We start from the raw sequence: 22,039 nt of genomic DNA on the forward strand, positions 1-22,039 counted from the left end.
TTACTTCGCGTTCGCGTTCCAGAAGGTCACGGCGTCGTTGAGGGCTTGCTGAGCGGTCTTGCGACCGAGGAACGCCGCTTGGATGTTGTCGTTGAAGTTCTTGTAGACGACGTCGGTGTTCTTCGGAGAGGCGAAGCCGGGGTTGATGAGGCCGCCCGTGCCGGCGACGCGCGCCGTGGCGATTTCGATGGGATCTTGCGACGTCGTCTTGAACGACGGGTCGTTCTTGGCGGCCTTCGTGGTCGGAACGATCGGCACGACGTTGGCGAACTTCACTTGGTTGACGTTGTTCGTCATGAACAGCGCGAACAGCGCGGCTTCCTTCTGGTGCTTCGAGGCGCGCGGAATGACGAGGCTGAACGCGCCGCCCGTCTGCACCTTCGCCTTGCCGAGCGGAGCGCTCGTGATCTTGGTCTTGGAGTAGATGTCCTTGTTGCTGTCGCGCACGCGGTTGAGCGATTGCGGACCGCCCACCATGAACGCGACCTTGCCTTGGCTGTACAGCTCGTTGGTGACTTGGAAGGCTTCCTTGCGCAGCAGGTCTTGCGGAATGTAGTCGCCTTTCATGAGGTCGACGTACTTTTGCAGCAACGCGGCGTGGGTCGGCGAGTTGAAGACCGCTTGGCCGCTCGCGTTCGTGATGGGCAGGCCGTCGAGGTAGAAGTACGCGAGGAAGGACGCGCCGTTGGGGTCGGACACGGGCGGCAGCCAACCGTACGCGCCCGTCTTGTCCTTGATGGTCTTCGAGGCGTTGAGCAAGTCGTCGAGGGTGCGGATGCGCGAGATGCTCACGCCCGCCTTTTGCAGCAACTCGGAGTTGTACATCATGACGCCTTGATCGACGTAGCCGTACCAGGGGTAGCCGTAGAACTTGCTGTCGTGCTTGAAGATGTTCAAGACGTTGGAGTAGTACAGGCGGTTGAGGGTGGAGAGCGGCGTGAGGTCCGTGATGGGCACGAGCAGGTTGTTCTGCACGGCGGCGGCCGTCGAGTCGTTCCAAAGGTTCACGACGTCGGGCGCTTGCCCGAGGGCGATGGTGGCTTGGAAGTCACGCTCGATGGTGTCTTGCTTGTCGAGCCACTTCACGGTGATGTTCGGGTTTTGCTTTTCGAAGTCGGCGATGACGCCCTTAATGAAGTTGTCGAACTTCGGGCTGAGGTACCACGTCCAGAACTCGATCTGCGTCTTTTGCTGCGCGAAGGCGCTGGACGTGAGGCCGGTCGAGATCAGGGCGAGGCTGACGAGGGCGACCTTCTTGACACTCTTCTTCATAACTGTTCCTCCAGAACATGAAATGGCGCTTGGAAGCGGGGCGGCGGTCAGACGTTACGGTCGGCGACGGCGGCGGCCGTGCGCCGAATGAATTCGCTGGCGCCCGGACGTTTGAGAAGAAGAAGGCAGTAAAGGACGTCGAGGACGAGCAACTGGCCGAGTTTCGCGCTGATGGACCCGCCCGAAAGGGGATTTTCGATGACGGACGTGACGAGGGTCTCGTGGGCGACTTGACCGAGGGGACTCTTGTGGCGCTGCGTGAGGGCGACGGTGAAGGCGCCGTGCAAGCGGGCTTGTTCGAGCGAGCGAACGACGTCGAGGGTGGTGCCCGATCGGCTGATCGCGACGGCGACCATGCCGGGGCCGAGGGTCGCGGCGGACATCGCCGCGAGGTGAGGATCGGGGTGGGCGCGCGCGGAGTATCCGAGGCGCAAGAACTTGTACGCGAAGTCTTGGGCGGTGACGCCCGAGGCGCCCACTCCGTAGAAGTCCACGACTTGCGCGCCGAGCAAGACGTCCACGACCCGCCCGACCGCTTGCGGATCGAGAAGTTTCGAGGTGTCCTCCAGCGAGGTGCGCGCGTGGTGCAGCATGTGCTCCATGGCGTCCTCGGGCGTGTGCGGCGTGCCGACGGGCAAGGACTCGGTGGGGTTCACGGCGAGTTCGGAGGCGAGGGCGAGCTTGAAGTCCTGAAAGCCCGAGAAGCCGAGGTCTCGGCAAAAGCGGATGACACTCGCCTCGGAGGTGTTGGCGCCCTCTGCGACTTCCATGACGGTTTGGTACAAGACCTTCTCGGGTTCGGCGAGCGCGTAGTCGGCGACGCGCCTCAAGGCGGGCGAAAGGCCCGGCCCGAGGGCGCGCAGGGACGCGAGGGCGCTCGTCGGCACGCTCAAGCCTCCACGGGCGCGTCGCGCAGGACGTCCACGAAGCGCTTCGTCATGAGCTCCAGGCGGGTGAGGGCGCTGCCGACGGTGACGGCGTAAGCTCCGGCGTGCAGGGCGGCGCGCGCGTCCTCGGGCGTGTGGAGGCGGCCCTCGGCGATGACGCGCACGCCCGCCTTGCCGAGCGCGCGCACGAGGTCGAGGTCGGGGCCGTCGAGGGCGGGAGAGTGCGGCGTGTACCCGCTGAGGGTGCTGCCGACGAAGTCCGCGCCCGCTTTCCAAGCGGCGAGTCCTTCTTCGAAGGTGGAGCAGTCGGCCATGACGAGCTTGCCGTGCTCGTGCACCGCGGCCACGAGGCGCTCGACGGGTACGGGCCGCTCGCGGATGGTGGCGTCGAAGGCGATGATGTCGGCGCCCGCGAGCGCGAGGTCGCGCACGTCCGACAAGAGCGGCGTGATGTAGACGTTCGTGCCGGGCTCGTCGCGCTTCACGAGGCCGACGATGGGCGCGGACGTCAGCGGGCGGGTGGCCTTCAAGTCGGGAAGGCCTTCGAGACGCAGGGCGACGGCGCCTCCGGCGAGGGTCGCCAAGGCGAGCGCGGCGACGTGGGCGGGTTGATCGAGCGGCCCTCCTCGCACCGGTTGGCACGACGCGACGAGTCCCCCTCGAAGGCTCTCGAGGATGTGTGCAACAGTCATCTCGACCTCAATTCCTTGATGTGAGGCCAGCGTACGGCTGAAATGTTATTTTGTCAAGCTCCAAAGTGGTGAAATACTACGCCAATTTGTTCTCTTCGAACTCCAAATGCAGCGACACGATCTCGAACGGCTTCAAAGCCAACGTCAAGCCCGACGGCTCGACGGCGACGTCTTCGAGCGGCTCCTCCAACAAATTCACGCGCGCCGCCCGGCGCAGTCGTGGCGCCTCGAGCGCCAGCGTGGCGTTCGCGCCGTACGGCTCGTAGACGCGCAAAATCAGCGCGTCGCCCTCCTCCGCCTTCTTCAAGGCCGACACCAACACCGAGTCGTTCAGGAGGCGCAAGCTCGGCGCGGCAGGCATTCTCAGCCGCTCGCCGTTGAAGTCGCTCGCCTCGTGCGCCACGCGACCGTCCCGGGCGCTTCCCGAATGTGGATACAACGCGTACCGGAAGCGGTGCTCGCCCTCGTCGGCGAGCACGTCGGGAAACATCGCTCCACGCACGAGGCTCAAGCCCAGGGTGCTTCCGAGAACCGAGTGGCCGTACTTGCCGTCGTTCAAAAGCGCCACGCCGAAGTCGGGCTGCGATACGTCCGCCCAGCGATGTCCGCACACCTCGAAGCGCGCCGCGTCCCACGACGTGTTGCGATGCGTCGGTCTCGACACCGCGCCGAACGCCGTCTCGAACGTCGCGAAGGACGCGTGCACGTCGAGGTCGAACAGCGCCCGCAGCAGGACGCGGCGCTCGTGCCAATCCAAGAACGTCTCGACGTCGAGACGCTTCGACGACGCGCCCAATCGGTACGTCTGCACGATACGGCTCGACCGCCACGACCGCGCGACCTCCACCGCGACTTCCCCCGGGCCGTCCTCCACGACGCGCACGCTCTCGCCGCCTCGCACTTCCTCGCCGTCGTCGCCCACCTTCGTGCTCGTGTCCCACGCTTCCCACTCGCGCGGGACGTCCACGTACGCCATGAGGACGTTCCCGTCTCCTCGCAACGCCTCGCGTCCCGAGGCACGCTCCACGACGCTGCGAAGCGTTCCGTCGGGCGCCACCTCGATCGTCAGGAAGTCGTTGCTGAGCGTGAATCCGTCGCCGATCTCCGTCACGCTCGCCGGACCGCGCGGCGCCTCGTGCACGACCGCCAACGTGGCCGCGCTCAGCGAAACGTCTCCGCCGCCCGCTTCTCGCGCGATCGCCCGCGCCTCGTCCACCACGCCTTGCAACTCGGGAAGCGCCGTGTCGTAGACCTCCTTGATGCTCGACCCCGGCAAGATGTCGTGAAACTCGTTGAGCAGCAACGTCTTCCACGAGCGCTCCAAGCGCTCGCGCGGATACGGCCGCCCTCGCAGCCACGCGGCGCTCGCCGCGACCTCCGCTTCCCGCAGGCGATGCTCGGCTTCGCGGTGCAGCTTCTTCACGCGGCCCTGCGTCGTCAGGGTCGCGCGGTGCAACTCCAAGTACAGCTCGCCCACCCACACGGGAAGACCTTCTTTCGGCAAGCCCTCGAAGAAGTCGTCGACGCGCGAGTGCGCGAGGCGCGGCATCGCCGGGAAGTCGCGCAGGCGCGCGAAGCGCTCCAGATGCTCTCTCGACGGGCCGCCTCCACCGTCGCCGTAACCGTACGAGAACAAGGTCGAGGGCGGCGCGGTTCGCCACGCGCGCGCGTTCTTGCCGCGAAAGTTCGCCCACGTGCCGTGCAGATCTCGGGCCTTGAACTCGCCGTTGTACCCGCCCGTCGCGTCGCCCGAACTGCCCGGATTGTGGAACATGTGCGCCGTCACGCGCGTCCCGTCGATGCCTTCCCACGCGAACAGATCGTGCGGAAACCGATTCGTCTCGCTCCACGACAGCTTCGTCGTGAAAAAACCGCCGATTCCGGCGAGCTTCAGGATCTGCGGCAACGCGGGCGTGTAACCGAAGGTGTCGGGCAACCACAGCACGCGCGAGCGGCGCCCGAACTTCGCTTGAAAGTACCGCTGACCGTACAGCAACTGCCGCGCCCACGACTCGCCCGACGGCATCTGCCCGTCGGGCTCCACCCAACTGCCGCCGACCGTCTCGATGCGCCCTTCGAGCACGCGCGCCTTGACGCGCTCGAACAGCTCCGGCTCGTCCTCTTCGAGCCACGCATACACCTGCGCGGACGATTGGTTGAAGGTGAACGCCTCGTACTCGTCCATCAACGCGAGAACCGTGCGGAAGGTCCGGCGCAACTTGCGGCGCGTCTCGTGCACCGGCCACAACCACGCCAGATCGAGGTGCGCGTGCCCGCTCGCGGCGATCCGCCCGATCGGCGGGTAGAGGGGCCGCAAGCGGTCCAACTCCGCGCTCAAGTGCGCCCGCGCCCCCGGCAGAGCCGCCCGCGCCTCGTCCGAAAGGGGCGCGGGCGACGGAAACGGCGGAAGACGCCAAATGCCCGTCGCGTACCACTCGCCGATGGCGGGCACGCCTCGGCTCAGCACGCCGCGCGTGTCGCTCGGCCAAGCCACCCGCCCGATCGCCTCCTCGGCGGCCCCCAGCAAGTGCGGCGCGACGTCGTGCTCCTTGAGGACCGCCGACACCTCCGCGAACACCCGCAAGTCCAGCAAGAAGTCGTGCAGTTCGCGCTCGATCCGCACGAGCCGCGCCTCGTTCAAAGCGGGCCTCGGCGTGGGACGACCGAAGAACGAGCGCGCGACGACCTCCACGGTGACGTCCAGCACTTGCCCTTCGCGAAGCGTGCCGAGCGGAAAGCGGCGGTGGTACGGATTGAGCCCGCCCGACGCCGCGAGTCGGCCGTCCACGACGACGCGCACGTCGCCCTCACCGCCGAGGTCGAGGTCCAACTGCGCGTCCTCCACCTCGCGCGGCAATCGAAACGAGACGTGAAAGACCGCCGGACGGTCGTCGATCGTCGGCGTCCAAGAATCGCCGTGCGCGATGGCGGCCTCCGGAGTGTCGCCGAGGCGAATCGACCAGCCGGTCACGGAAAGCTCGTCGCGCACCTCCCACGCCGAAAGCACGGCGACGAGGCGCGAGAGGGCGTGAATGCGTTGAGAGACGTCGAGGGTCATAGCGCTCCTTTCGAGTCGAAACGGCTTCATCATTAACACGCCGCACCGACTCCCGTCACGCGCTCGCGCTGTCACGCCCGAATCACCCTCGCGAGCGTACCCTCGACGCATGAAATACCTGCTGCCGACCGCCCTGCTCGTGTCCACCTTCGCCGTCTCCGCCGCCGCGCCCACCTTGCCGAGCGTCACCTTCGACGCGAAGACGCTCGGCCTGCCCGCCACGAAGAAGATCATGAACGCCGTGAAGCGCGAGGACGTGCCGGAGTTCTTCCCGCCGCGCCGCGTCACCGTGACCTTCGGGCCTCAAACGGACGATCTGCGCGAGCTCAACGTCTATCCTGTCGCGGGACTCATCGCGCAGTACCCCGAGACGCGCTACGGCGTTCGCACCGAAATCGGCTCGTTGCGCGCCCTCCTCAAGGAGCGCCCCGCGCCGAGCGAGATTCGCGGCGAGATGCCCTTCCTGCCCTTGCCGAACGCCGGGCAGGTGCTCAACGCCGCCGTGAAGTACCTCGACTTCGGCGGCGGTCGCGGCGTGCGCTTTCTCGTGGCGTTCGCGTCCGACGTCTCGCCCGTCACGCGCGCTCAAGTCTTCTACACCTACCAAGGACTCACGAACGACGGCAAGTACTACGTGTCGCTGCAATTTCCCGTGAATCTCGCCGAACTTCCCAAAGACGCCTTCTCGGGCACCAACAAGGCCGTGACGGACGCCCTCAACTCCGGCGACTCGAAGCGTTCCATGGACGCCTACGAGTCGCACGTGGCGCGCACGAAGAAGCTTCTGAACGGCCTCACGAACGACGCGCGACTCACGAAGATCGACGCCTTCGTGAAGTCGCTGCAAGTTCGCTGAACGTCAGGCGCGCAGCCGAGCCGCTTCGTCGACCAAGCCCGCCTCTTCGAAGGCGCGCTGCGCTTCTCGGAAGTACGTGTCCGCCTCGCGCTCGCGAAAGGCGCGCACGGCTTCCTGGCCCGCCTTCACGAACCACGGAGCGGCCGAGCGCGCGTCGCCGCCTTCGCGCCAATGGCGAGCGACGCGTCCCGGTTGCGCGCCCAACCCCGCCAGGGTGCGCGCCGCGCTGCGGTGCAGCAATCGCCGCACGGCGCTCGGCAAGCCGCGCCGCACGGCCTCGGCGACGAGGTCGTGCTCGAAGCGCGAGCCGCGCACGATGTGGGCGCGCTCCAACTCCTCCCACGCGCTCGCCGTGTCGAGCAACGGCGCGCCGAGCGTCTGCGCGACGATCTCGAGGTCGAAGTCGCTTTCCAACACGGCCGCGGCCCGAGCGGCGTGCAAAGCGCTCGGCGAGAGGCGCGCCAAACGCGACGCGATCACGGTCGTGGCCTTGTCGGGCAGCGGCAGCACGTCCGGCAATTCGCCCGTGCGGGCGTGCGTCTCGTGCAGGCTGCGCGCCGTCTCCAGCAGCAGCAGCGGATTGCCGCCTGTGAACTGGCCGAGTTCACGCGCGACTTGCCCGCCGCCCGGAAGGTCGAGTTGCCGCACGAGCTCCTCCACGGCGTCCGAGCCGAGCGGGTCGACGTCCACGAGCACCACGAGTTGCGCGGCCACCATCATCTCCAGCATCGCCGCCTTCGTTTCGTCGAGCTCTCCTTTTCGGAAGATGTGGATGGTGCGGTACGGCGCGTCGGGCCGTCCCCACCCGAGGTTCGCGAACACGAAGCCGCCCGCCTCGACGCTCGCGACGTCCATGAACTGCACGTCGTCGAACACCAGGTAGCGCAAGCCACGCGCGATCGCCGCGCCGAGCGACTCGACCTTCGCTTGCCAAAAGCGCAGCTTCTGCTCCTCGTTCTCGATGGGCGCCGGGTGGCCGCCGAGGTACGGCAGGATGCGCGTGAGCTCGTCGCGCACCCACGGCTCCAACGCGAGGTCGGGATACGCGTCGAGCACTTGACGGTACGTGCGCGCGTGCGTCGCGTACAGCAACCCCGCGTCGCCGGGCCGTCCCTCGAAGCGCATGCCGCCGCCGTGCGCTCCCAAGAAGTCGAGGGCGAGGCGCGTCTTGCCGACGCCCGGCTCGCCCGTCAAGACGATGCCTTGCCCGTTGGCCCACGCGGCTTCCATCTTGGCCCACGCGTCCGCGCGCCCCACGAGGGTCGGCGGCCTGGCGACGCTCACCGGCAAGGGCGTTTCGCCGGACGCCGAAGCGCGCACCTCGGCGCTGCGTCCGATGTCGCGCGCCAACTGCCGCGTTTCGGGCAGCGGTTGGGTGCCGAGCGTTTCGTGCAGCGCCGTCGCCGCCGCTTCGTAGACGCCCAGCGCCTCGGCGGCGTTCCCGAGCAGGTACAGCAAGCGCATTTCCCGCCGCAAGGCGTCCTCGGACAGCGAATCGACTTCACGCAAACGCCGCGTCACGCTCAGCGCCTCGTCGTACGAACCGTCGTCTTCCAGCGCCTGCGCCTGCGCGCGCCACGCGCTCGTCCGCTCGCTGTCGAGGCGGCCCCGCCATGCCAGCAGCCAATCGGTGAACTCGGGCAAGTCGGGCCACGTGGCGCCCTCCAGCAACTCGCCCGGGCCGCGCTCGCCGTGCACGTCCACTTGCACGAACTCGGCCAGCGACAGCGTCTCGCCCGCCTGCACGAGGTCCGCTTCGTATCCCTTGGCGGTGCGCCGCAGCAAATGCACGAGGTTGTTGCGCGCACTTCCCTCGACGGTGTCGGGCCACAAAAGTCCCGCGACGCGCGACCTCGGCGCGGCGCCTTCCAAGGCGAGGTACGCGAGGAGAGCGAGCACCTTGCCTTCGCATCGCACGACGTTTCCCCGACCGTCCACGAGGCGAGGCGGACCGAGCAGCGTGAGCTGCCAGGAAGATGAAGATGAAGGCATGCTTCAATCTAGCAACGCGTTCGCGCGGGTGGTGAGATCAGCCGACCGTTCGCTCTCGAGCCGCCGCCGCCCGCTCACCTTCGACGTCGCCGAGTTCGCGGAAGACTTGCGCGGCGCGCGCGTAAAAGGCCGCCGCGTCCGTGGGACGTGACGTCGCCTCGGCCGCCTCGCCCGCCTTCACGAGCCACGGCGCCGCCTGACGGAGATCGCGGGCGTTCAGCCAGTGCTGCGCCACGCGGCCCGGATGCGCGTCGTACTTCGGCAGCACGCGCGCCGCGCTGCGGTGCAGCAAAGTGCGAATCGCGTCCGGCGTCCCGCTCAGCACCGCTTCGTGCACGAGGTCGTGACTGAAGCGCTCGCCCAGCATGACGTGCGCGCCCTCCAACTCCTCCCATGCGCTCGCCAAGTCCAGCAAGCCGACGCCCAGCACCTCCGCGACGACCTCCAACGTGAAGTCGTCGCGCAGCACCGCCGCCGCCCTCGCCGCTTGAAGCGCGGGCTCCGAAAGGCGCGAGGCGCGCTCGGCGATCAGGCGAGTCGCGCCGCTCGCCCGCTCGCGCAGCGCGTCCGACACGCGAAAGTCACCCGACTGGAACATGTGCTTGAGCGTCTCGAGCAGAAACTGCGGATTTCCGTTCGTGAGCCCGTGCAGTTCGCGCGCCAATCCTTGCGGCGCCTCGAACGTCGTCGAGGCGCGAATCTCGTCCAGCAAAGCTTCGACGTCGTGCTCTCCGAGCGGCTCGAGCTCGATGACGGCCGCCACGCCCGCCTTGGCCAGCGCGTCTTGCCGCGCCCGCGTCGCTTCGGGCAGCGAGCCGCGACGGTAGATCAGAATGTGCCTCGGCACGTCGCCTTCCACGCCAAGTTCGCGGCTTTGCGTCAAGAAGAAGGCGCCGAGCTCCACCGACGCCGCGTCGTAGTACTGCACGTCGTCGTTGATGATCGCCGCGAAACCCTGAGACGTGCGGCGTACGACCTCCAAGTGCGCCAAGAAGTAATTCAAGCGCGCTTCGGGCGAGTCGATGGGCGCGGGCGCGTCCGAACCGCGAAACTCCGGCAGCACGCGGGCGAGCTCGCGCCGCACCCACGGCGGCAACGTCACGTCGGGCGCGGCGGTGAGGCGCGCGCGGGCATTGTGCGCCGCCGCCGCGAACGGCACGTCCTGCGCGCCGGGACGCCCCGGCAAGTACAGCGCGCGTCCTTTCGAAGTCACGAAGTCCTGCACGAAGCGTGTCTTGCCGACGCCCGGGTCGCCCGTCACGTAAATCGTCTGTCCGCGCTGCCACGCCGCCTCCAACTGCGCCCACGCCGCCTCGCGTCCCACCAAGACGGGCGGGCGAAGCACGGCGAGCGGTAGCGGACGCGACGTCGACACCGAGGGCGCTCGCGGCAACTCTCCTTGGTCGATCGCCCGGGCGAGGCGGGCCGTTTCCTCGCTGGGGCGCACGCCGAGCTCGCGCTCCAACACGTCCTTGCAGCGGTGGTAGACGCGAAGCGCGGCGGGCCGGTCTCCGGCGGCGGCGTGCAGACGCATCACGAGGCGGTACGCGCTTTCCGCGAGAGGATCGAGGTCCACGAGGCGCGTCGCGTACGAAAGGGCGTCCGCGACGCGTCCCTCGCGCTCGGCCTCGCTCGCGCGGGCGCTCAGCAGCGACACGCGCCGCGCGCCGAGTTCCTCGCGCCACGCCAACAGCCAATCGGACAGTTCGGGCAAGTCGTCGAACTCCACGCCGCTCAGGAACTCTCCGAGCGGCACGTCTCCCGCGAAGCGCTCGCCGAGAAGCTCGCGGGCGTCCACTCGCACCGCCTCGGCCAAGACGAGCTCGTCCGCGCCTTCGACGAGCGCCGTTCCGAAGGCGCTTTTGGCGCGGCGCAACACGTGCACGAGGTTGTTGCGTCCCGAGGACGCGACGGTGTCGGGCCACAGCAACTCGGCGAGCGCCGCGCGAGACGTCGCGCCTTCCAGCGCGAGGTAGGCGAGCAGCCCCACCGTCTTGCGCTCCAAGCGAAGGTCGCGTCCGTCCGGCGCGGTCAAGCTGGGCGAACCCAGCAGCCGCAAATTCCACGTCTGCATGCTCGGTTCAGGCTAGCAAAAAGAGCGGCTCCCCGCCCACGAGAGGCGAGGAGCTCGAAGGAAAAGGTTCGAGGAAAAAGGCGGCTTACTTCGCGCGCGCTCCGAACCAGAACACGATGGAGTCGTGGCACGAGCCGCGCTGAAAGAACTTCGTGACGATCGAGTCGCCGAAAGGCCCGTACGTCTGCTTCGACAAGCTCGTCTGCGTGTCCGTGCGCGCCGCCACGGCGACGCTGCGCGACGAGCCGTTCGCCTCGACCAGCCACGTTTGCACGTCGTACTCGCCGAGCGGCACCCAAATGCCGTCGAACAACGCGAGTCCGCCGCGAACGTCGTCGGTGGAAAGCGTTTCCTCCACGACCTTCTTCGACCCGCTCCACGTCGGCCCCTTGGGCGTAAGGCGCACTTTCACGGTCCACTTCGCGCGCGGCGCGAGGCCCGCCGTGGCGAGGTTGAGGTTCACGGCGCCCCACACTTCCTTGGGCCACTTGAAGTCGCGCACGACATTTTCGCGCTGCCCGAACTTCGTTTCAGTCACCCCGTCGAGCTCCAAACACAACTTCGCGCCCTTGTAGGTGAAGGGCAAGAAGGCCGCCGCAAGCCACGTCTTCGTGTTCTGCCCCGCGAGTTTCTTGCAGTCGCTCGAGTCCGTGTACGTCATCCCGCCGATCGTGACTTCCTTCGGCGTGCACGCGGGCTGGTCCTCGGGCGTCGGGAGGGTGAAGGTGTAGCGACCGTCGCCGCCCGTGCGAACGGACGTGACGAACTCGTACCAGCTGTGGTCGGCGTCGAAGAAGCCGACTTCGGCGTTCGCGGCGGGCTTCCCGTCTTGGCCCAGCACGCGGCCCGTGACGGTGCCGCCCGCCGCGAACGCGGGCGAGCAGGCACTCAACGCGAGCAAGGCGGCGAGCGCGCGGCGCATCACTTCACCGCCACGAGTTCGAGCTTGACGTTCTTCGCGCCGATCTTCACGAGGGGCACGTCGCCGTCGGCGAGAAACTCGCGGTTCACCCAGTCGCCCGCGTTCACGTCCTCGTTGCCGTCGTTGTCCTGCAGCGCGTAAATCGCGTACGGCACGTCGTCGAGGCCCGACAGGACGAACGTCGTCGACGAGCCCGCCGCCGAGATGGCGACGCCCTTGACCCCGTCGGATTCGCAGTCGCCCTTCGGACACGCGACGATCACCGTGTTCTTCAACGAGTGGCCGCCCGCCGCCGTGATCGACCCGCTGATGGTGCGGGGCGCGGCGCTCGCCGAGGTCGCCGCCGCGCTTGCCGCCGCGCGGTAGTACGGCGTCGGATTGCCCTTGCCGTCCGCGCTTCCGAGCAGCAACGCCTCCTTGCCCGCCGAGTCCTTGCCGAGCTTCCACGACCAGTCGGACGCCTTCAACGTGCCCTTCTTGACGTTCTTCGGGTCGCAGAGGTAATACTGCACGTCGCCCGACGTCGGCTTCAACGTCAACTTGCCGCCCGAGAACACCGCCTGGCCCTTCTCGGTGTCGAAGATCCGGCTTTCGCAGCCCGCCGACTGCATCAGCATGATGCCGACGTACTCGTACGATCCGTCGGCGGCGAGCCTGAGGCGGTAGCTTTCGCTGCGCGCGCTGCGCCACTGCCCCGTCGAGAGGTTCTCGTACCCCGAGGTGGACGTGTCGCCCGCCCGCCACTCTCCCACGAGATTCGCGGGCACGCTCGCCGCGCTCGCCGCGCCGAGGGTGAGGCCGAGTCCGATCAAAGCTTGGATGATGATTCGTGTCGTGTGCATGGTTCTTCCTCCGTGCTCGCAAGGTACGCGGCGGGGCGTGGTTGAAGGATGATGAGAAGCGGGCACTCCGATTCGGAGTGCCCGCTCGCCAAGCCCTTCACCTTTTCGACAACTCGCCGTACAGGTGCTCGATACAATCGTCGATCGTCGCGAAGTGCCGACGCTCACCGTTCGTGCCGATGCGTATCGACGCCCGCCATTGCCGCACGCCCGTCTGGCCTTCGTACCACACGCGCAGCACGTACACGCGTCCGTCCGAGCCGATCAACTGCGCCCCCGAATCCTCTTCCATGCTTTCCTCCTTTCGCCGCCTCTCATCACGGTGCCGTACGGTAGCCCGGCGACGATGGCCCGAACATGACGCGGTGTGACGCGCCTCGCCGAGTCGCCACGGCGCCGCCTTGGCCTTCGTCGAACTCCCTCGTGCTTTCGCATCTTCGCGCCTTGAGCCGTACCTGTGGAACGCCGGAACCCGCGACCCTTCGCTTCGTTACAGTGAACTCGATGCACTTCGAATTCAGCGGTTCCATTTGGCATTGGGCAGGCCCGGCGCCCCACTTCTTCGTCATCGTCCCCGAAGAGACGTGCCGGGACTTGCGGGCCGCGTCGAAGCTCGTGACGTACGGCTGGGGCATGATCCCGGCTCGGGTGCGCATCGGCGGCACCGAGTTCTCCACGTCGTTGTTTCCCAAAGAGGGGCGCTACCTCGTGCCCATCAAAGCGAGCGTCCGGAAAGCCGAGGGACTGTCGGAAGGCGACGACGTGACGGTGCGGCTCGAACTTCGCGTCTGAGGCGCCTTCACAACGGCGCGAGCGTCTTGTACCGCGCCAGCGCCTCGTCCTCGTCGAGGAACTCGCCGTCCCCGTCGGGGCTCCACACGACCTCCAACCGCTCGAGGCGCGCGGGGTCCAACGCCGACAAGGACCGAAGCAACGCCTCCACGTCCCGCGTCACGTCACCCGCCGCGGCGGGAAGAGAAGCTTCGCTCGTGGCAACCGCGAGCGTCACGGCGAGCCATACGCCGCGCGGCGTGGACGCCTTGCTCGCCGAGTGCACGAAGCCGCTTCGCACCTTGCCGTCTTGATACGAACTCGTCGTCTGCGTTTCGAAGGCCGCGCGCGCCTCGATCGCCCAGCGTCCCACGAGGCCGTCCGCGTCGCTCGTCGACTTCCCGCTTTCCACGCTCGACGCGCCGTACTCGAAAGTCGCGCGGCGGCTCAACAGCAGCGAAGCCGTTTCGTGCAGCAACTTCGCGAGGGCGCCCGGCGCGTCGGGATCGTGCGAAGCGGCGAGGTCGCGCAAGGCGCGCTTCACGTCGGCTCCGTTCGACAGCAGAAGTTGGACGCGCACCGCCTTCGAGTCACGGCGCCGCTCCTCGCGCGCTTCCGACAACGCGCCGAACACGACGAGGCCGCCCACGACCGCCACGACGATCAGCACGCCTTCCCAGGTCCAAGGCTCGTCGCTCGATGTCGACGGGGTCGGGGAGACGACCGTCGTGGACGGACTCGGCGTGCTGGAGGACGAAGGCGGAGGCTCGGACTGCGAGCGACCGCCGAAGCCTCCGCCCGTCACGCCGAGCGCGCCTCCGAGCACGAGAACGCCGACGAGGGGCAGAGAGCGGAGAATCGAGCGAACGAACTTGAACGGCATAACCTCACCTCGTCCGCTACCTTACGCGCGTCGGCATGGTAAAGCGATGATGACTCGACATTCGCCCGCCACCCTCCTCGCGGCATCGTGCGGTCATGCCGACGCGTCTGCTCTCGTTGCTCGTACTGCTCTTGCTGTCCGCCGCTCGCGCGACGCCGCTCGTCGTGAACATCGACGGCGATTTCTGGGCGTGGACGGCCGGAACGTGGTCGCGCCTCACCTCGTGGGGGCACAACGGCCCGCCGATCCTCTCGCCCGACGGACGAACGGTCGCGTACGCGTCCGTCGCGGCGGGCGCCGCCGAGACATTCCACACGGGCTGGAGCCCCACGAACATCTGGACGCTCGACCTCGCTTCTCGCAAAGCCGCACGCCTCACGGCCCAACCGACGACGTCCACGCCCGCCGAGGGCTTCATTCGCTCGACGCCCGCGTGGTCGCCCGACGGGCAGTTCCTCGCGTGGACGCAAAAAAGCACGAGTTCGACCGCCACGACGCACACGGTCGCCTTGTACTCGCTCGCGAGCGGCACCACTCGCGTCACCCCGACGAACGCGCTCGACTACGTCGGCGTCCCGGTCGCGGCGGGCGTGCTGTGGAGTCCGGCGGGACTGGTGGTGCCCGGGCCGATCGAACGCGTTCCCGGCGCGTACCGGCAAGACTCGGCGCAGGCGATCGGCTCCGGGCGTGACGTGGAGGTCGGCGCGTACGTCCTCGACACGTCGGGGCGCGTTCGTCGCCGCGTCTCGTTCACGAGTAGTCCCAACGGCGCGGGCCACCTCGTCCGCAAAGGCGGCGCGGTGTACCTCGCCGGATTCGACGGCGCCACGCTCTACGGCCTCGACGGTCGTGCCGACCTCCGCCTCGTGCCTCGACGCGAGGCGACTTCCGTGCCCGAACGCCTCGTCGCGGCGCGTGCTCCGAACGCCTTGTCGATTCGCTTCGTCGTTCGCGAGAAGGAGTTGCGGTGCCAACTGCTCGGCGGGGGCCGCGTCGTGCGCGAGTGGTCATGCCAAAACGTCCGCGCCCTCGGGCACGAAATCTACGGCGAGGACTTCGACACGGCCCTCACCGTTACCCTCTCGCCCGACGGAACGGCGGCGTACGTGCGCGCCGACGGCGTGTACGTTCACGACGGCCGCACCGAACGCCGGATTCTCGATTTGCGGGGCCGCGGCGTGTACGGCCTCGTCTGGGGGCCCGTCGAATTTCGCGTGCCGTGAAGGCCATCCTCGAGCCACGCCGCATGGCCGATCATCGAGTCCACGAAGGAGTTCCCATGAACGAACACAACGTCAAAACCGCCTTGCTGCTCGCCTCGCTTCTCGCCGCCGGGGGAAGCCTCGCCGGACAAGCCGCCTCGAAAGCCACGCCTTGGATCATGCAAGGCGTCGTGCGCAACGCGGCGGGTCAACCGATCGAAGGCGTCGAGGTCTCGGCGCACAACACCGTCTACTACAACATGAACGTCCTCGCCAAGACCGACAAGCAGGGCCGCTACCGCCTCGAGTTGCCGCACGAGATCGGCACGTGGGCGCCGTACGCCACCATCCGGCGCCCGTGGGGCGACCAAGTCTTCAAGTTCACGGTCTACCCCAACGACGACTCGGCCTTCGCGGCGCGCGACGGAGCGGTCAGGGACTTCGTGTGGCGCATTCAAGGACGGTTCGACGGCGGGGTGCTGGGCCAGAAGGTCAACGCCTACTCCGGCGACGAGAAGGTCGACGCCGACACGCTGGAGTTCACGTTCACGCCGCTCGGGACGCTCATCGACGGCAGCACCGTCAAGCCGTTCACCCGCAAACCGAGAGGCAGCACCATGGAGGACGTGCCGGTGGGAAGGTACAAGGTCACGGCGTCTCATGCGCCGAACGGCGTGCGCGAGGCGCTCGAAGTGCGCGCCGAAGGGCAAGACGAGTACGGTTCGCAAGCGGTCGGGACGTTTCGCGAAACGATGTACGGCATTCGCATGGAACTCTCGTACCGCACGCCGCAAAAGTGAGGTGTAAGGCAGGAGGGGGAAGCCCGCGGGCTTCCCCCTCCTGCCTTGACGCGCCTTCACCGCGGTCGGATGACGTCCACGCTCAGGACTTCGCCCGTGCCCGCTTCATAGCGCAGCGTCACGACGGCGCTCGGCGCGTACTCGCCGCCTCGCGCCCGCACCCACACGGAACCGGCCCCCGACAGCGAGCGGGCCGTCACGCGGTACGTTCCGAGCGGGACGTCTCGCAGGGGCGCCGTGTACTTCACGGTGATCGCCTTGCCCTTGCTTCCGTCGAGCAGCGCACCGACGGGCGTGAGCGTCACTTCGAGATCGCCGTACTCGACGAGATCCCCTTCGCTTTCGAATCCATTCATCGCGTAGAAGCTCGCGCCGTACAACCCGCCGCCGGGCGTCTTGCCCGAGACGCGCCACGTGAAGTTGCGAATCGCGCCGTCTTTGCCGCCGAACGGACGGGTGTCGTCAGGCTCGAGGGTCATGTCGATTTGCCGGTCCGCGTACTTGCGCTTGATGCGCGCGACCGCCTGCCACGCTCCCATGGTGTTCTTGAGGTCCAGCTTGTAGCGGCCCTGCGCGTCGGTGACGGTCCACATCTCGCTGCCGTCGAAGTACGTGTTGTCCGCGCCGACGCTCACGCCGGGAATCGGCTGGCCCGCCGCGTTGCGCACGACCCCCTGCATCACCCAAGGCGTGGGCTTCACGTTCGAGGCGGCGAGGGTGCCTCCGGCGAGCAGGGCGGCGAACAGCAAAGGCAACATCGTCTTGGTCTTTCCGGTGTTCATGGGCGTCTCCTTGCCGTGTAAGGTAGGCGGGAACGCATGGCGAGCGGATGGCGCGTCCGCGGAAGGTGCCGAGCGTGAGACGCAAGCGTGACGAATTCGCCGTCCAAGGTGGGGAAACGGACTCCCTTCCGCCAGGAGGCAGCTTCGAGGTTCTCGTGACGAAAACGCCGTTGGAGTGCGCCTCCTGCTGCTTCGAGTCGAACTGCCCAAGCCATCTCGGGTCGCCGTTGGCATCCACGTACGGCCCGAACGCGTCCGAGGCGCTCCGTGACGGCGGTGGGGGAGACTTCGCCGTACGTCCCGGTTCACGTTCGGGAACAGCGTCAAACGCGCGGAGGCAAGCGGCAGGGAACGTGAGACGTCGTCCGAGCCGTTCTTCCACGCCACGTCGAGGACTTGTCTCAGCGAATGCGAAGCGTGCCGACGAACGCGTCGAGCTTCGTGAGGCGCGCATCGTTCGTGAGGCCGTCGAGAATCCGAGTGATGTTCGCGCGATGTTTCTCCCACGCGCCGTTCACGTTGCTTTCCACGTCGCGCACGAGACGAAGCTGCTCGGGCGTGTCGTACTCCTGCGGAATTTCCGGCAAGGGAACGTGCTGCCACCACGACACGAGGTACTTGCCGTCGTTCGTGAGCCCTTGGAACGTGAATACGAGTTCGCTGCGAGGAATGACCGAGACGTCGAAGGCGCGCGCCACGACGTACCGAATGCCGCGTCCACCCGGAAAGTTCACGTACTTCACCGCCGCGTGAACCGTTTGGTCGGCGGGATGCGGCGGAAAGAACGGCAAGTCGTCCGTCGTCTTCGACGTCGCCGTCTTCGCGGTGAGCACCGAGCGCAACTTCGCGATTTCGCGGCCCACCTGCGGATTCTTCGTGTTGGCCTTCAACACCTCGGCGATCTCGAAGACTTCCAGGAAGCCGGTGCGGTCGTCCTTCGGGCCAATCGAGAGGGCCGTGTGACGCGGCGTGAAGACCTCGGGCATCGCCTCGTCCGCATTGATGGAGACGACGTCCACCCGAGTGGCGAGAAGGCGCGCGTCGAAGGTGAGGCGCGGCAGGGTCGCGGCGAGGACGGTGGAGCTCGCCAAGAAGGCGAAGAGAAGCGGTCGGATCGAGACGTTGGGCATGAAGGTCCTTTCCGCGCGAGCTTCGCGCGATCGTACGCTTCCACAATGCCCGCTCCACGATGATCGCCGCATGTCTCGAAGCGACATCGGTCAGCCACGGCCGGACCTTTACCTTGCACTTCAGAACGGAGGACTTCATGACGACATCCACCTCGATTCGAAACTTGCGCGCGCTCGCCTTGCCGACCGCGATCGTCCTCGCTTCCTGCGGCGCGTCGAGCGCGTCGGTGCCTGCCGGTCTCGTCGGCGCGTGGTTCAGCGGCGCCTCCCTGCCCGACGAAGCGTACGACGAACCTTCGAAGGCGACCGCGAGCTCCGCGCGCTTCGTATTCGGCAAGGACGGCACGTACGAGTACCGCGGCCTGAAGTTGAGTCACGAGCCCGGTTACTTCGGAACGTTGCTGATCGCTTGCGAGTCGCTCGACGTCACGACCGAGCAGGGCACGTTCACGGTGCAGGGCGACAAGATCACCCTCAAGCCGAAAACCATCCGCAGCATCACGGGCTTGTCGCCCGCGGCCTTGAACTCGGGCTGCAAGCGGTCCTCGGGCGTGACGAGGACGCGCGCGCCGAACGCCGCCGACGTCACGAACGACGTGTGGCACGTTTCGGGAACGAAGTTGACGTTCGGAAGCGGCGGGGACGTCTCGGTCTGGGCGCGCCGCGCGGCCTCGGCGTCCGCGCCGACCTCCACGCCGTCGGGCGCCTTGCCCGGCGAGTTGCGCGGCGAGTGGAACAACGGGCGCATCTCGCCGATCGAGTACTACAACACGGCGACGGGCAAGTGGGCGGAGGCGAGCGGCACGAGCGTCATCTTGAAGATGAACGCGAACATGACGTACGAGCGTACCGGCCTGCTGGTCGTCACGACGTACGGCTGCACCTCGAAGCTGCTCGTGCACGAGCAGGGCAAGATCGCGCAGAACGGCGCGACCCTCACCTTCACCCCGACGACGAGCTCCTCGACGGGCTACACCTGCACGCCCAGCAAGATCTACACGAAGACGGACGCCGTGAAGCCTTACTCCGCGCGCGCGATCGTGCGCGTCGAAGCCGACGGTCGTCACGTTCTCACGCTCGCCGACACGGACGGCGACACGGTGTTCAACCGTCCGCTCGGCACGGCGCCCGAAAGCGCCCCGAGCGCGAATCGAGGCGCGGTCACGCCGCCCGCCCCCGCGAGCTCGGGCGCCGCCCAGCCGAGCGTCGCCGCGCCGACGCGCCCCGCGGCGACGCCCACCCCGACGAAGTGGACGGCGGCGGGCGATTGGGACGCCACGTTGACGCTCGGCGGCCAGACGTACCGCGCCCGGGTCACCTTCGACGAGGAAGGCACGCGCCTGCTGGGCGCGATCGGGTACAAGACGTCACGCATCGAAGCCCTCGTGGGCGACAGCGGCACCGGCGGCTTCCAAATCAACTTCACCGACGGCGACGACACCGTCGAACTCGTCGCGCAAGGCCGCTTCGACGGCGATCGCTACGCGGGCTCCGTGCGCGGCAAGTTCGCGGACGTCGGCGCGGGCACCCTCACGTTGACGAGACGCTGAATTCGAGCGGCCGAACGACCGTCCCTGCCGAGCGCCATCGTCCGGCCATCACGCGTGAGGCAAGGTGACGAAGAGGAGAACGACATGCGAACCATCCCCCTGCTGACCGCCCTGCTGCTCGCCCTTTGCCCCGCCGCTCTCGCCGCGCCCAACTCCAACACCGCCTCGCCCGTCGTACTGGGCACGACGCAACTCGACGGGCAAAACGCCAAGGTCGGCCAGACGTTCACCGTCGGCAAGCAAAGCCCGCTCAACTTCACGCTCACGAGCGCCGAGTTCAGCGCGTCACGCGTCACGATCGGCAAGACGACGATCGCGCCCGGCAAGGACGAGAAGTTGTTGATCGTGCGCTTCACCGTGCACAATCCTCAACCCAAGGACGTGAGGTTCGACGCCAACGCCTTCACCTTCACGGCGGTCGACGCGCAGGACGTCAACCACGTCGCCGAACGCTTCGTCGCCCGCGACGGCACGGCGGAGGAAGTCGCGGTGAACCTCAAGCCCGCGCAGAAACTCGCGGTGCTCGCCGTTCTGAAGGTGCCCGCCAAAGGCGTCGTGCCGAAACTCATCGTGCAGCGCGAAGCGAGCGCGCCCGTGCTGCGCTACGACTTCGCGGGCGGCGTCAAGCCCTTGCCCGCGCCGTTCGCCGATTCCGCCGACACGTCGGGCGCGACGAGCCTCGCCGTGCTCACCGCCGCTCAAGGCGTCGCGTACCCGCTGAAGCACCTCGACGTCACCTTCGAAGGCGCGCGCTTCACGACCGACGCCATGCAAGGCAACGCGCCCGGACGCGGCAAGCGCTACCTCGTCGTGAACGTCTCGCTGCGCAACATGACCGCGCAAGACGCGTACGTGGGCTTGCAGACCCTGCGACCCGAAGCTCGCGACGCGGACGGCGAGCGCACGATGTTCAAGACGGTGCTCAAGGCCAGCCGCGACGAACTCGTCGGCACGCAAGTCGCGCCGAGCGACACGCTGAAGGTGCGCTACGTGTTCGAAGTGCCCGCGGACGCCACGATGGACAACGTGTCGTTCACGGACGGCGGCGCGCACACCCTCGTCTTCGACGTGAAGAACGCGAAGTGACGGCGCGGAAGACCGAAACGAATTCGAGAGGAACGTGACACGAATGAACAAGCTTTCCATGACGGCTTTGGCCCTGCTGCTCGCGGGCGCCGCCCACGCCAAGACCTTCTCTCATCCGACGAACGGGTACACCCTCTCGTATCCCGACGCTTGGAGCGCCCAAGCGAACTTCGCGGGAACGGACCTCACCATCGCCGTGCCGAGCGCCGCGGGCGCGCCCAGCCAAATCTCGGTCGTGACGCAAGCCCTGCCCGACGGCATGAACCTCGCCGCGTACGCCGCTGCGACCGCCGAGTCCTTGCCGCGCATGCTGCAACGCTTCACGCTCACCTCCGACAAGACCCTCAAGGTGAACGGCGTCCTCGCGCGCGACTTCGTCTTCGGCGGCCACCGCAACGGCCGCGCCATGTACGGCCACGTCCTGCTGATCGTGAAGGGCTCGGTCGGGTACACCGTGAGCTACCTCGGCGCCGCGCCGAAGGACGCCGCCGCCAAGAAAGCGATCGACGCGGTCCTCGCCAGCTTCAAGACCACTCGGTGACGTTCGGCGAAAGAAGGCGAGAAGAAGGAGCGGCGCGCCGCTCCTTTCCGTCTAGCGAACTTCTCTCAGCAGGCCCGTTCGGACGTCCACGGTCACGCGCAGTGCGGGCGTTTTGTCCGTGCGGTCGCGCGTCACGGTGAGCGAGAAGGTATCGCCTTCGAGGCGGGCCGCGTAGGCGACGCCGAGCAACTCCGGGAAGATGCCGTCGTCACTCCAACCCGTCGTGTTCGGCGCGAGGCGAACGCGCACCTCCCGGCGGGCGTCTCCGAAGGCGGAGCGGGTCACGAGGTAGGTCGGACGGAACCGCGCGGAGTCGCTCGCGAGGCGCCACTCCAGCCACGCCACGGTCCGCCCGTCCTTCGACCACGTCAGCAAATCGCGGCACACGTACGGCCCTTCGTTCGACGCGCCGAGCGGTTGGTCGGCGAGACGGCGCGCCTCTCTCGTCCGCAAGTTCAGCAGCCAAACGTTCGTGGCGAGGTACCCGCCGCCCTCCACCCACGCCGGGAAGGAAAGGTACGCCACCCACGGCCCGTTCGGCGCGACCACTGGCTCGAAGTTCCGTCCGTACGTCGTGAGGCGAGTGCCTCCGAGGTAGAGGTCGCCGTTCTTCTCCACGACCGTCGGTGAAGGTGCGGTGGCCGCCGCCGTCAGCATCAGCGCGGCGGCCAACACGCCCGGCAACGCGAAGCGCCGCAC

Annotated in this window: 20 protein-coding genes; 7 read left to right on the top strand and 13 right to left on the bottom strand. The window is 67.6% G+C overall.

All coding sequences use genetic code 11. The features are described from left to right. The 4 genes from DES52_RS05325 to DES52_RS05340 form a co-directional block, all read right to left on the bottom strand. Positions 1-1,272 carry an ABC transporter substrate-binding protein gene (locus DES52_RS05325; protein ID WP_110885735.1) on the bottom strand — a complete coding sequence of 424 codons (1,272 nt, stop codon included), beginning with the start codon at positions 1,270-1,272 and terminating at the stop codon, positions 1-3. Between the two features lie 47 nt (positions 1,273-1,319). After that, the gene (locus DES52_RS05330) at positions 1,320-2,159 is read right to left on the bottom strand and encodes a MurR/RpiR family transcriptional regulator (protein ID WP_110885736.1); all 840 of its coding nucleotides are present in this window, start codon (positions 2,157-2,159) and stop codon (positions 1,320-1,322) included. Positions 2,160-2,161: 2 nt separating this feature from the next. Then, positions 2,162-2,851 carry an N-acetylmannosamine-6-phosphate 2-epimerase gene (locus DES52_RS05335; protein ID WP_110885737.1) on the bottom strand — a complete coding sequence of 230 codons (690 nt, stop codon included), beginning with the start codon at positions 2,849-2,851 and terminating at the stop codon, positions 2,162-2,164. 76 nt (positions 2,852-2,927) lie between these two features. Beyond that, entirely contained in the window at positions 2,928-5,909 is a 2,982-nt protein-coding gene (locus DES52_RS05340; protein ID WP_110885738.1) for an alpha-mannosidase, read from the bottom strand. Between the two features lie 109 nt (positions 5,910-6,018). Between DES52_RS05340 and DES52_RS05345 the strand changes: the two genes are divergently transcribed. Then, positions 6,019-6,765, top strand: a complete 747-nt coding sequence (locus tag DES52_RS05345) for a hypothetical protein (RefSeq protein ID WP_110885739.1) — start codon at positions 6,019-6,021, stop codon at positions 6,763-6,765. Positions 6,766-6,768: 3 nt separating this feature from the next. Here DES52_RS05345 and DES52_RS05350 read toward each other — a convergent pair whose 3' ends face one another. From DES52_RS05350 to DES52_RS05370, 5 genes are all read right to left on the bottom strand, one after another. After that, positions 6,769-8,757, bottom strand: coding sequence for a BTAD domain-containing putative transcriptional regulator (locus tag DES52_RS05350; RefSeq protein WP_110885740.1), 1,989 nt, complete (start codon positions 8,755-8,757; stop codon positions 6,769-6,771). Positions 8,758-8,794: 37 nt separating this feature from the next. Continuing rightward, the gene (locus tag DES52_RS05355) at positions 8,795-10,831 is read right to left on the bottom strand and encodes an ATP-binding protein (RefSeq protein WP_110885741.1); all 2,037 of its coding nucleotides are present in this window, start codon (positions 10,829-10,831) and stop codon (positions 8,795-8,797) included. A gap of 85 nt (positions 10,832-10,916) precedes the next feature. Further along, positions 10,917-11,753, bottom strand: a complete 837-nt coding sequence (locus tag DES52_RS05360) for a hypothetical protein (RefSeq protein WP_110885742.1) — start codon at positions 11,751-11,753, stop codon at positions 10,917-10,919. After that, complete coding sequence (locus tag DES52_RS05365) at positions 11,753-12,595, bottom strand: hypothetical protein (protein ID WP_110885743.1); 843 nt, start codon at positions 12,593-12,595, stop codon at positions 11,753-11,755. The genes DES52_RS05360 and DES52_RS05365 overlap by 1 nt, the downstream gene beginning before the upstream one ends. Before the next feature lie 97 nt (positions 12,596-12,692). Then, the gene (locus DES52_RS05370; protein WP_110885744.1) at positions 12,693-12,887 is read right to left on the bottom strand and encodes a hypothetical protein; all 195 of its coding nucleotides are present in this window, start codon (positions 12,885-12,887) and stop codon (positions 12,693-12,695) included. A 212-nt stretch (positions 12,888-13,099) separates the two neighbouring features. Between DES52_RS05370 and DES52_RS05375 the strand changes: the two genes are divergently transcribed. Beyond that, positions 13,100-13,387 carry a DUF1905 domain-containing protein gene (locus tag DES52_RS05375; RefSeq protein WP_110885856.1) on the top strand — a complete coding sequence of 96 codons (288 nt, stop codon included), beginning with the start codon at positions 13,100-13,102 and terminating at the stop codon, positions 13,385-13,387. Between the two features lie 7 nt (positions 13,388-13,394). Here the strand turns inward: DES52_RS05375 and DES52_RS05380 are convergent, their stop codons facing one another. Further along, entirely contained in the window at positions 13,395-14,249 is an 855-nt protein-coding gene (locus DES52_RS05380) for a DUF1517 domain-containing protein (protein ID WP_110885745.1), read from the bottom strand. A 95-nt stretch (positions 14,250-14,344) separates the two neighbouring features. Between DES52_RS05380 and DES52_RS05385 the strand changes: the two genes are divergently transcribed. Together DES52_RS05385 and DES52_RS05390 are read left to right on the top strand one after the other, a co-directional pair. Then, positions 14,345-15,472, top strand: coding sequence for a TolB family protein (locus tag DES52_RS05385; protein WP_110885746.1), 1,128 nt, complete (start codon positions 14,345-14,347; stop codon positions 15,470-15,472). 56 nt (positions 15,473-15,528) lie between these two features. Continuing rightward, positions 15,529-16,251 (top strand): peptidase associated/transthyretin-like domain-containing protein, encoded by a 723-nt coding sequence (locus tag DES52_RS05390; RefSeq protein ID WP_110885747.1) that lies wholly within the window; start codon positions 15,529-15,531, stop codon positions 16,249-16,251. A gap of 56 nt (positions 16,252-16,307) precedes the next feature. On the opposite strand, the gene DES52_RS05395 is transcribed toward DES52_RS05390, so the two are convergent. Next, positions 16,308-17,033 (bottom strand): carboxypeptidase-like regulatory domain-containing protein, encoded by a 726-nt coding sequence (locus tag DES52_RS05395; RefSeq protein WP_245900728.1) that lies wholly within the window; start codon positions 17,031-17,033, stop codon positions 16,308-16,310. Positions 17,034-17,434: 401 nt separating this feature from the next. After that, complete coding sequence (locus DES52_RS05400; RefSeq protein ID WP_110885748.1) at positions 17,435-18,163, bottom strand: hypothetical protein; 729 nt, start codon at positions 18,161-18,163, stop codon at positions 17,435-17,437. Positions 18,164-18,300: 137 nt separating this feature from the next. Here DES52_RS05400 and DES52_RS05405 point away from each other — a divergent pair, with 137 nt between their 5' ends. From DES52_RS05405 to DES52_RS05415, 3 genes are all read left to right on the top strand, one after another. Further along, a complete protein-coding gene (locus DES52_RS05405) occupies positions 18,301-19,713 on the top strand; it encodes a hypothetical protein (RefSeq protein ID WP_146237188.1) in 1,413 nt (470 codons plus the stop codon). An 84-nt stretch (positions 19,714-19,797) separates the two neighbouring features. Further along, a complete protein-coding gene (locus DES52_RS05410; protein WP_110885858.1) occupies positions 19,798-20,799 on the top strand; it encodes a hypothetical protein in 1,002 nt (333 codons plus the stop codon). Between the two features lie 34 nt (positions 20,800-20,833). Beyond that, positions 20,834-21,340 carry a PsbP-related protein gene (locus DES52_RS05415; protein ID WP_146237189.1) on the top strand — a complete coding sequence of 169 codons (507 nt, stop codon included), beginning with the start codon at positions 20,834-20,836 and terminating at the stop codon, positions 21,338-21,340. Positions 21,341-21,391: 51 nt separating this feature from the next. Here DES52_RS05415 and DES52_RS05420 read toward each other — a convergent pair whose 3' ends face one another. After that, complete coding sequence (locus tag DES52_RS05420; protein ID WP_110885751.1) at positions 21,392-22,039, bottom strand: PD40 domain-containing protein; 648 nt, start codon at positions 22,037-22,039, stop codon at positions 21,392-21,394.

The organism is Deinococcus yavapaiensis KR-236 (genome assembly GCF_003217515.1).
Lineage (GTDB): Bacteria > Deinococcota > Deinococci > Deinococcales > Deinococcaceae > Deinococcus_A > Deinococcus_A yavapaiensis.

Bases quoted from the DNA above. Each gene is read 5' to 3' on its own strand.
- DES52_RS05325 (WP_110885735.1), bottom strand. From the start codon at position 1,272: ATGAAGAAGAGTGTCAAGAAGGTCGCCCTCGTCAGCCTCGCCCTGATC.
- DES52_RS05335 (WP_110885737.1), bottom strand. From the start codon at position 2,851: ATGACTGTTGCACACATCCTCGAGAGCCTTCGAGGGGGACTCGTCGCG.
- DES52_RS05340 (WP_110885738.1), bottom strand. From the start codon at position 5,909: ATGACCCTCGACGTCTCTCAACGCATTCACGCCCTCTCGCGCCTCGTC.
- DES52_RS05345 (WP_110885739.1), top strand. From the start codon at position 6,019: ATGAAATACCTGCTGCCGACCGCCCTGCTCGTGTCCACCTTCGCCGTC.
- DES52_RS05350 (WP_110885740.1), bottom strand. From the start codon at position 8,757: ATGCCTTCATCTTCATCTTCCTGGCAGCTCACGCTGCTCGGTCCGCCT.
- DES52_RS05355 (WP_110885741.1), bottom strand. From the start codon at position 10,831: ATGCAGACGTGGAATTTGCGGCTGCTGGGTTCGCCCAGCTTGACCGCG.
- DES52_RS05360 (WP_110885742.1), bottom strand. From the start codon at position 11,753: ATGCGCCGCGCGCTCGCCGCCTTGCTCGCGTTGAGTGCCTGCTCGCCC.
- DES52_RS05365 (WP_110885743.1), bottom strand. From the start codon at position 12,595: ATGCACACGACACGAATCATCATCCAAGCTTTGATCGGACTCGGCCTC.
- DES52_RS05370 (WP_110885744.1), bottom strand. From the start codon at position 12,887: ATGGAAGAGGATTCGGGGGCGCAGTTGATCGGCTCGGACGGACGCGTG.
- DES52_RS05375 (WP_110885856.1), top strand. From the start codon at position 13,100: ATGCACTTCGAATTCAGCGGTTCCATTTGGCATTGGGCAGGCCCGGCG.
- DES52_RS05380 (WP_110885745.1), bottom strand. From the start codon at position 14,249: ATGCCGTTCAAGTTCGTTCGCTCGATTCTCCGCTCTCTGCCCCTCGTC.
- DES52_RS05385 (WP_110885746.1), top strand. From the start codon at position 14,345: ATGCCGACGCGTCTGCTCTCGTTGCTCGTACTGCTCTTGCTGTCCGCC.
- DES52_RS05390 (WP_110885747.1), top strand. From the start codon at position 15,529: ATGAACGAACACAACGTCAAAACCGCCTTGCTGCTCGCCTCGCTTCTC.
- DES52_RS05395 (WP_245900728.1), bottom strand. From the start codon at position 17,033: ATGAACACCGGAAAGACCAAGACGATGTTGCCTTTGCTGTTCGCCGCC.
- DES52_RS05400 (WP_110885748.1), bottom strand. From the start codon at position 18,163: ATGCCCAACGTCTCGATCCGACCGCTTCTCTTCGCCTTCTTGGCGAGC.
- DES52_RS05405 (WP_146237188.1), top strand. From the start codon at position 18,301: ATGACGACATCCACCTCGATTCGAAACTTGCGCGCGCTCGCCTTGCCG.
- DES52_RS05410 (WP_110885858.1), top strand. From the start codon at position 19,798: ATGCGAACCATCCCCCTGCTGACCGCCCTGCTGCTCGCCCTTTGCCCC.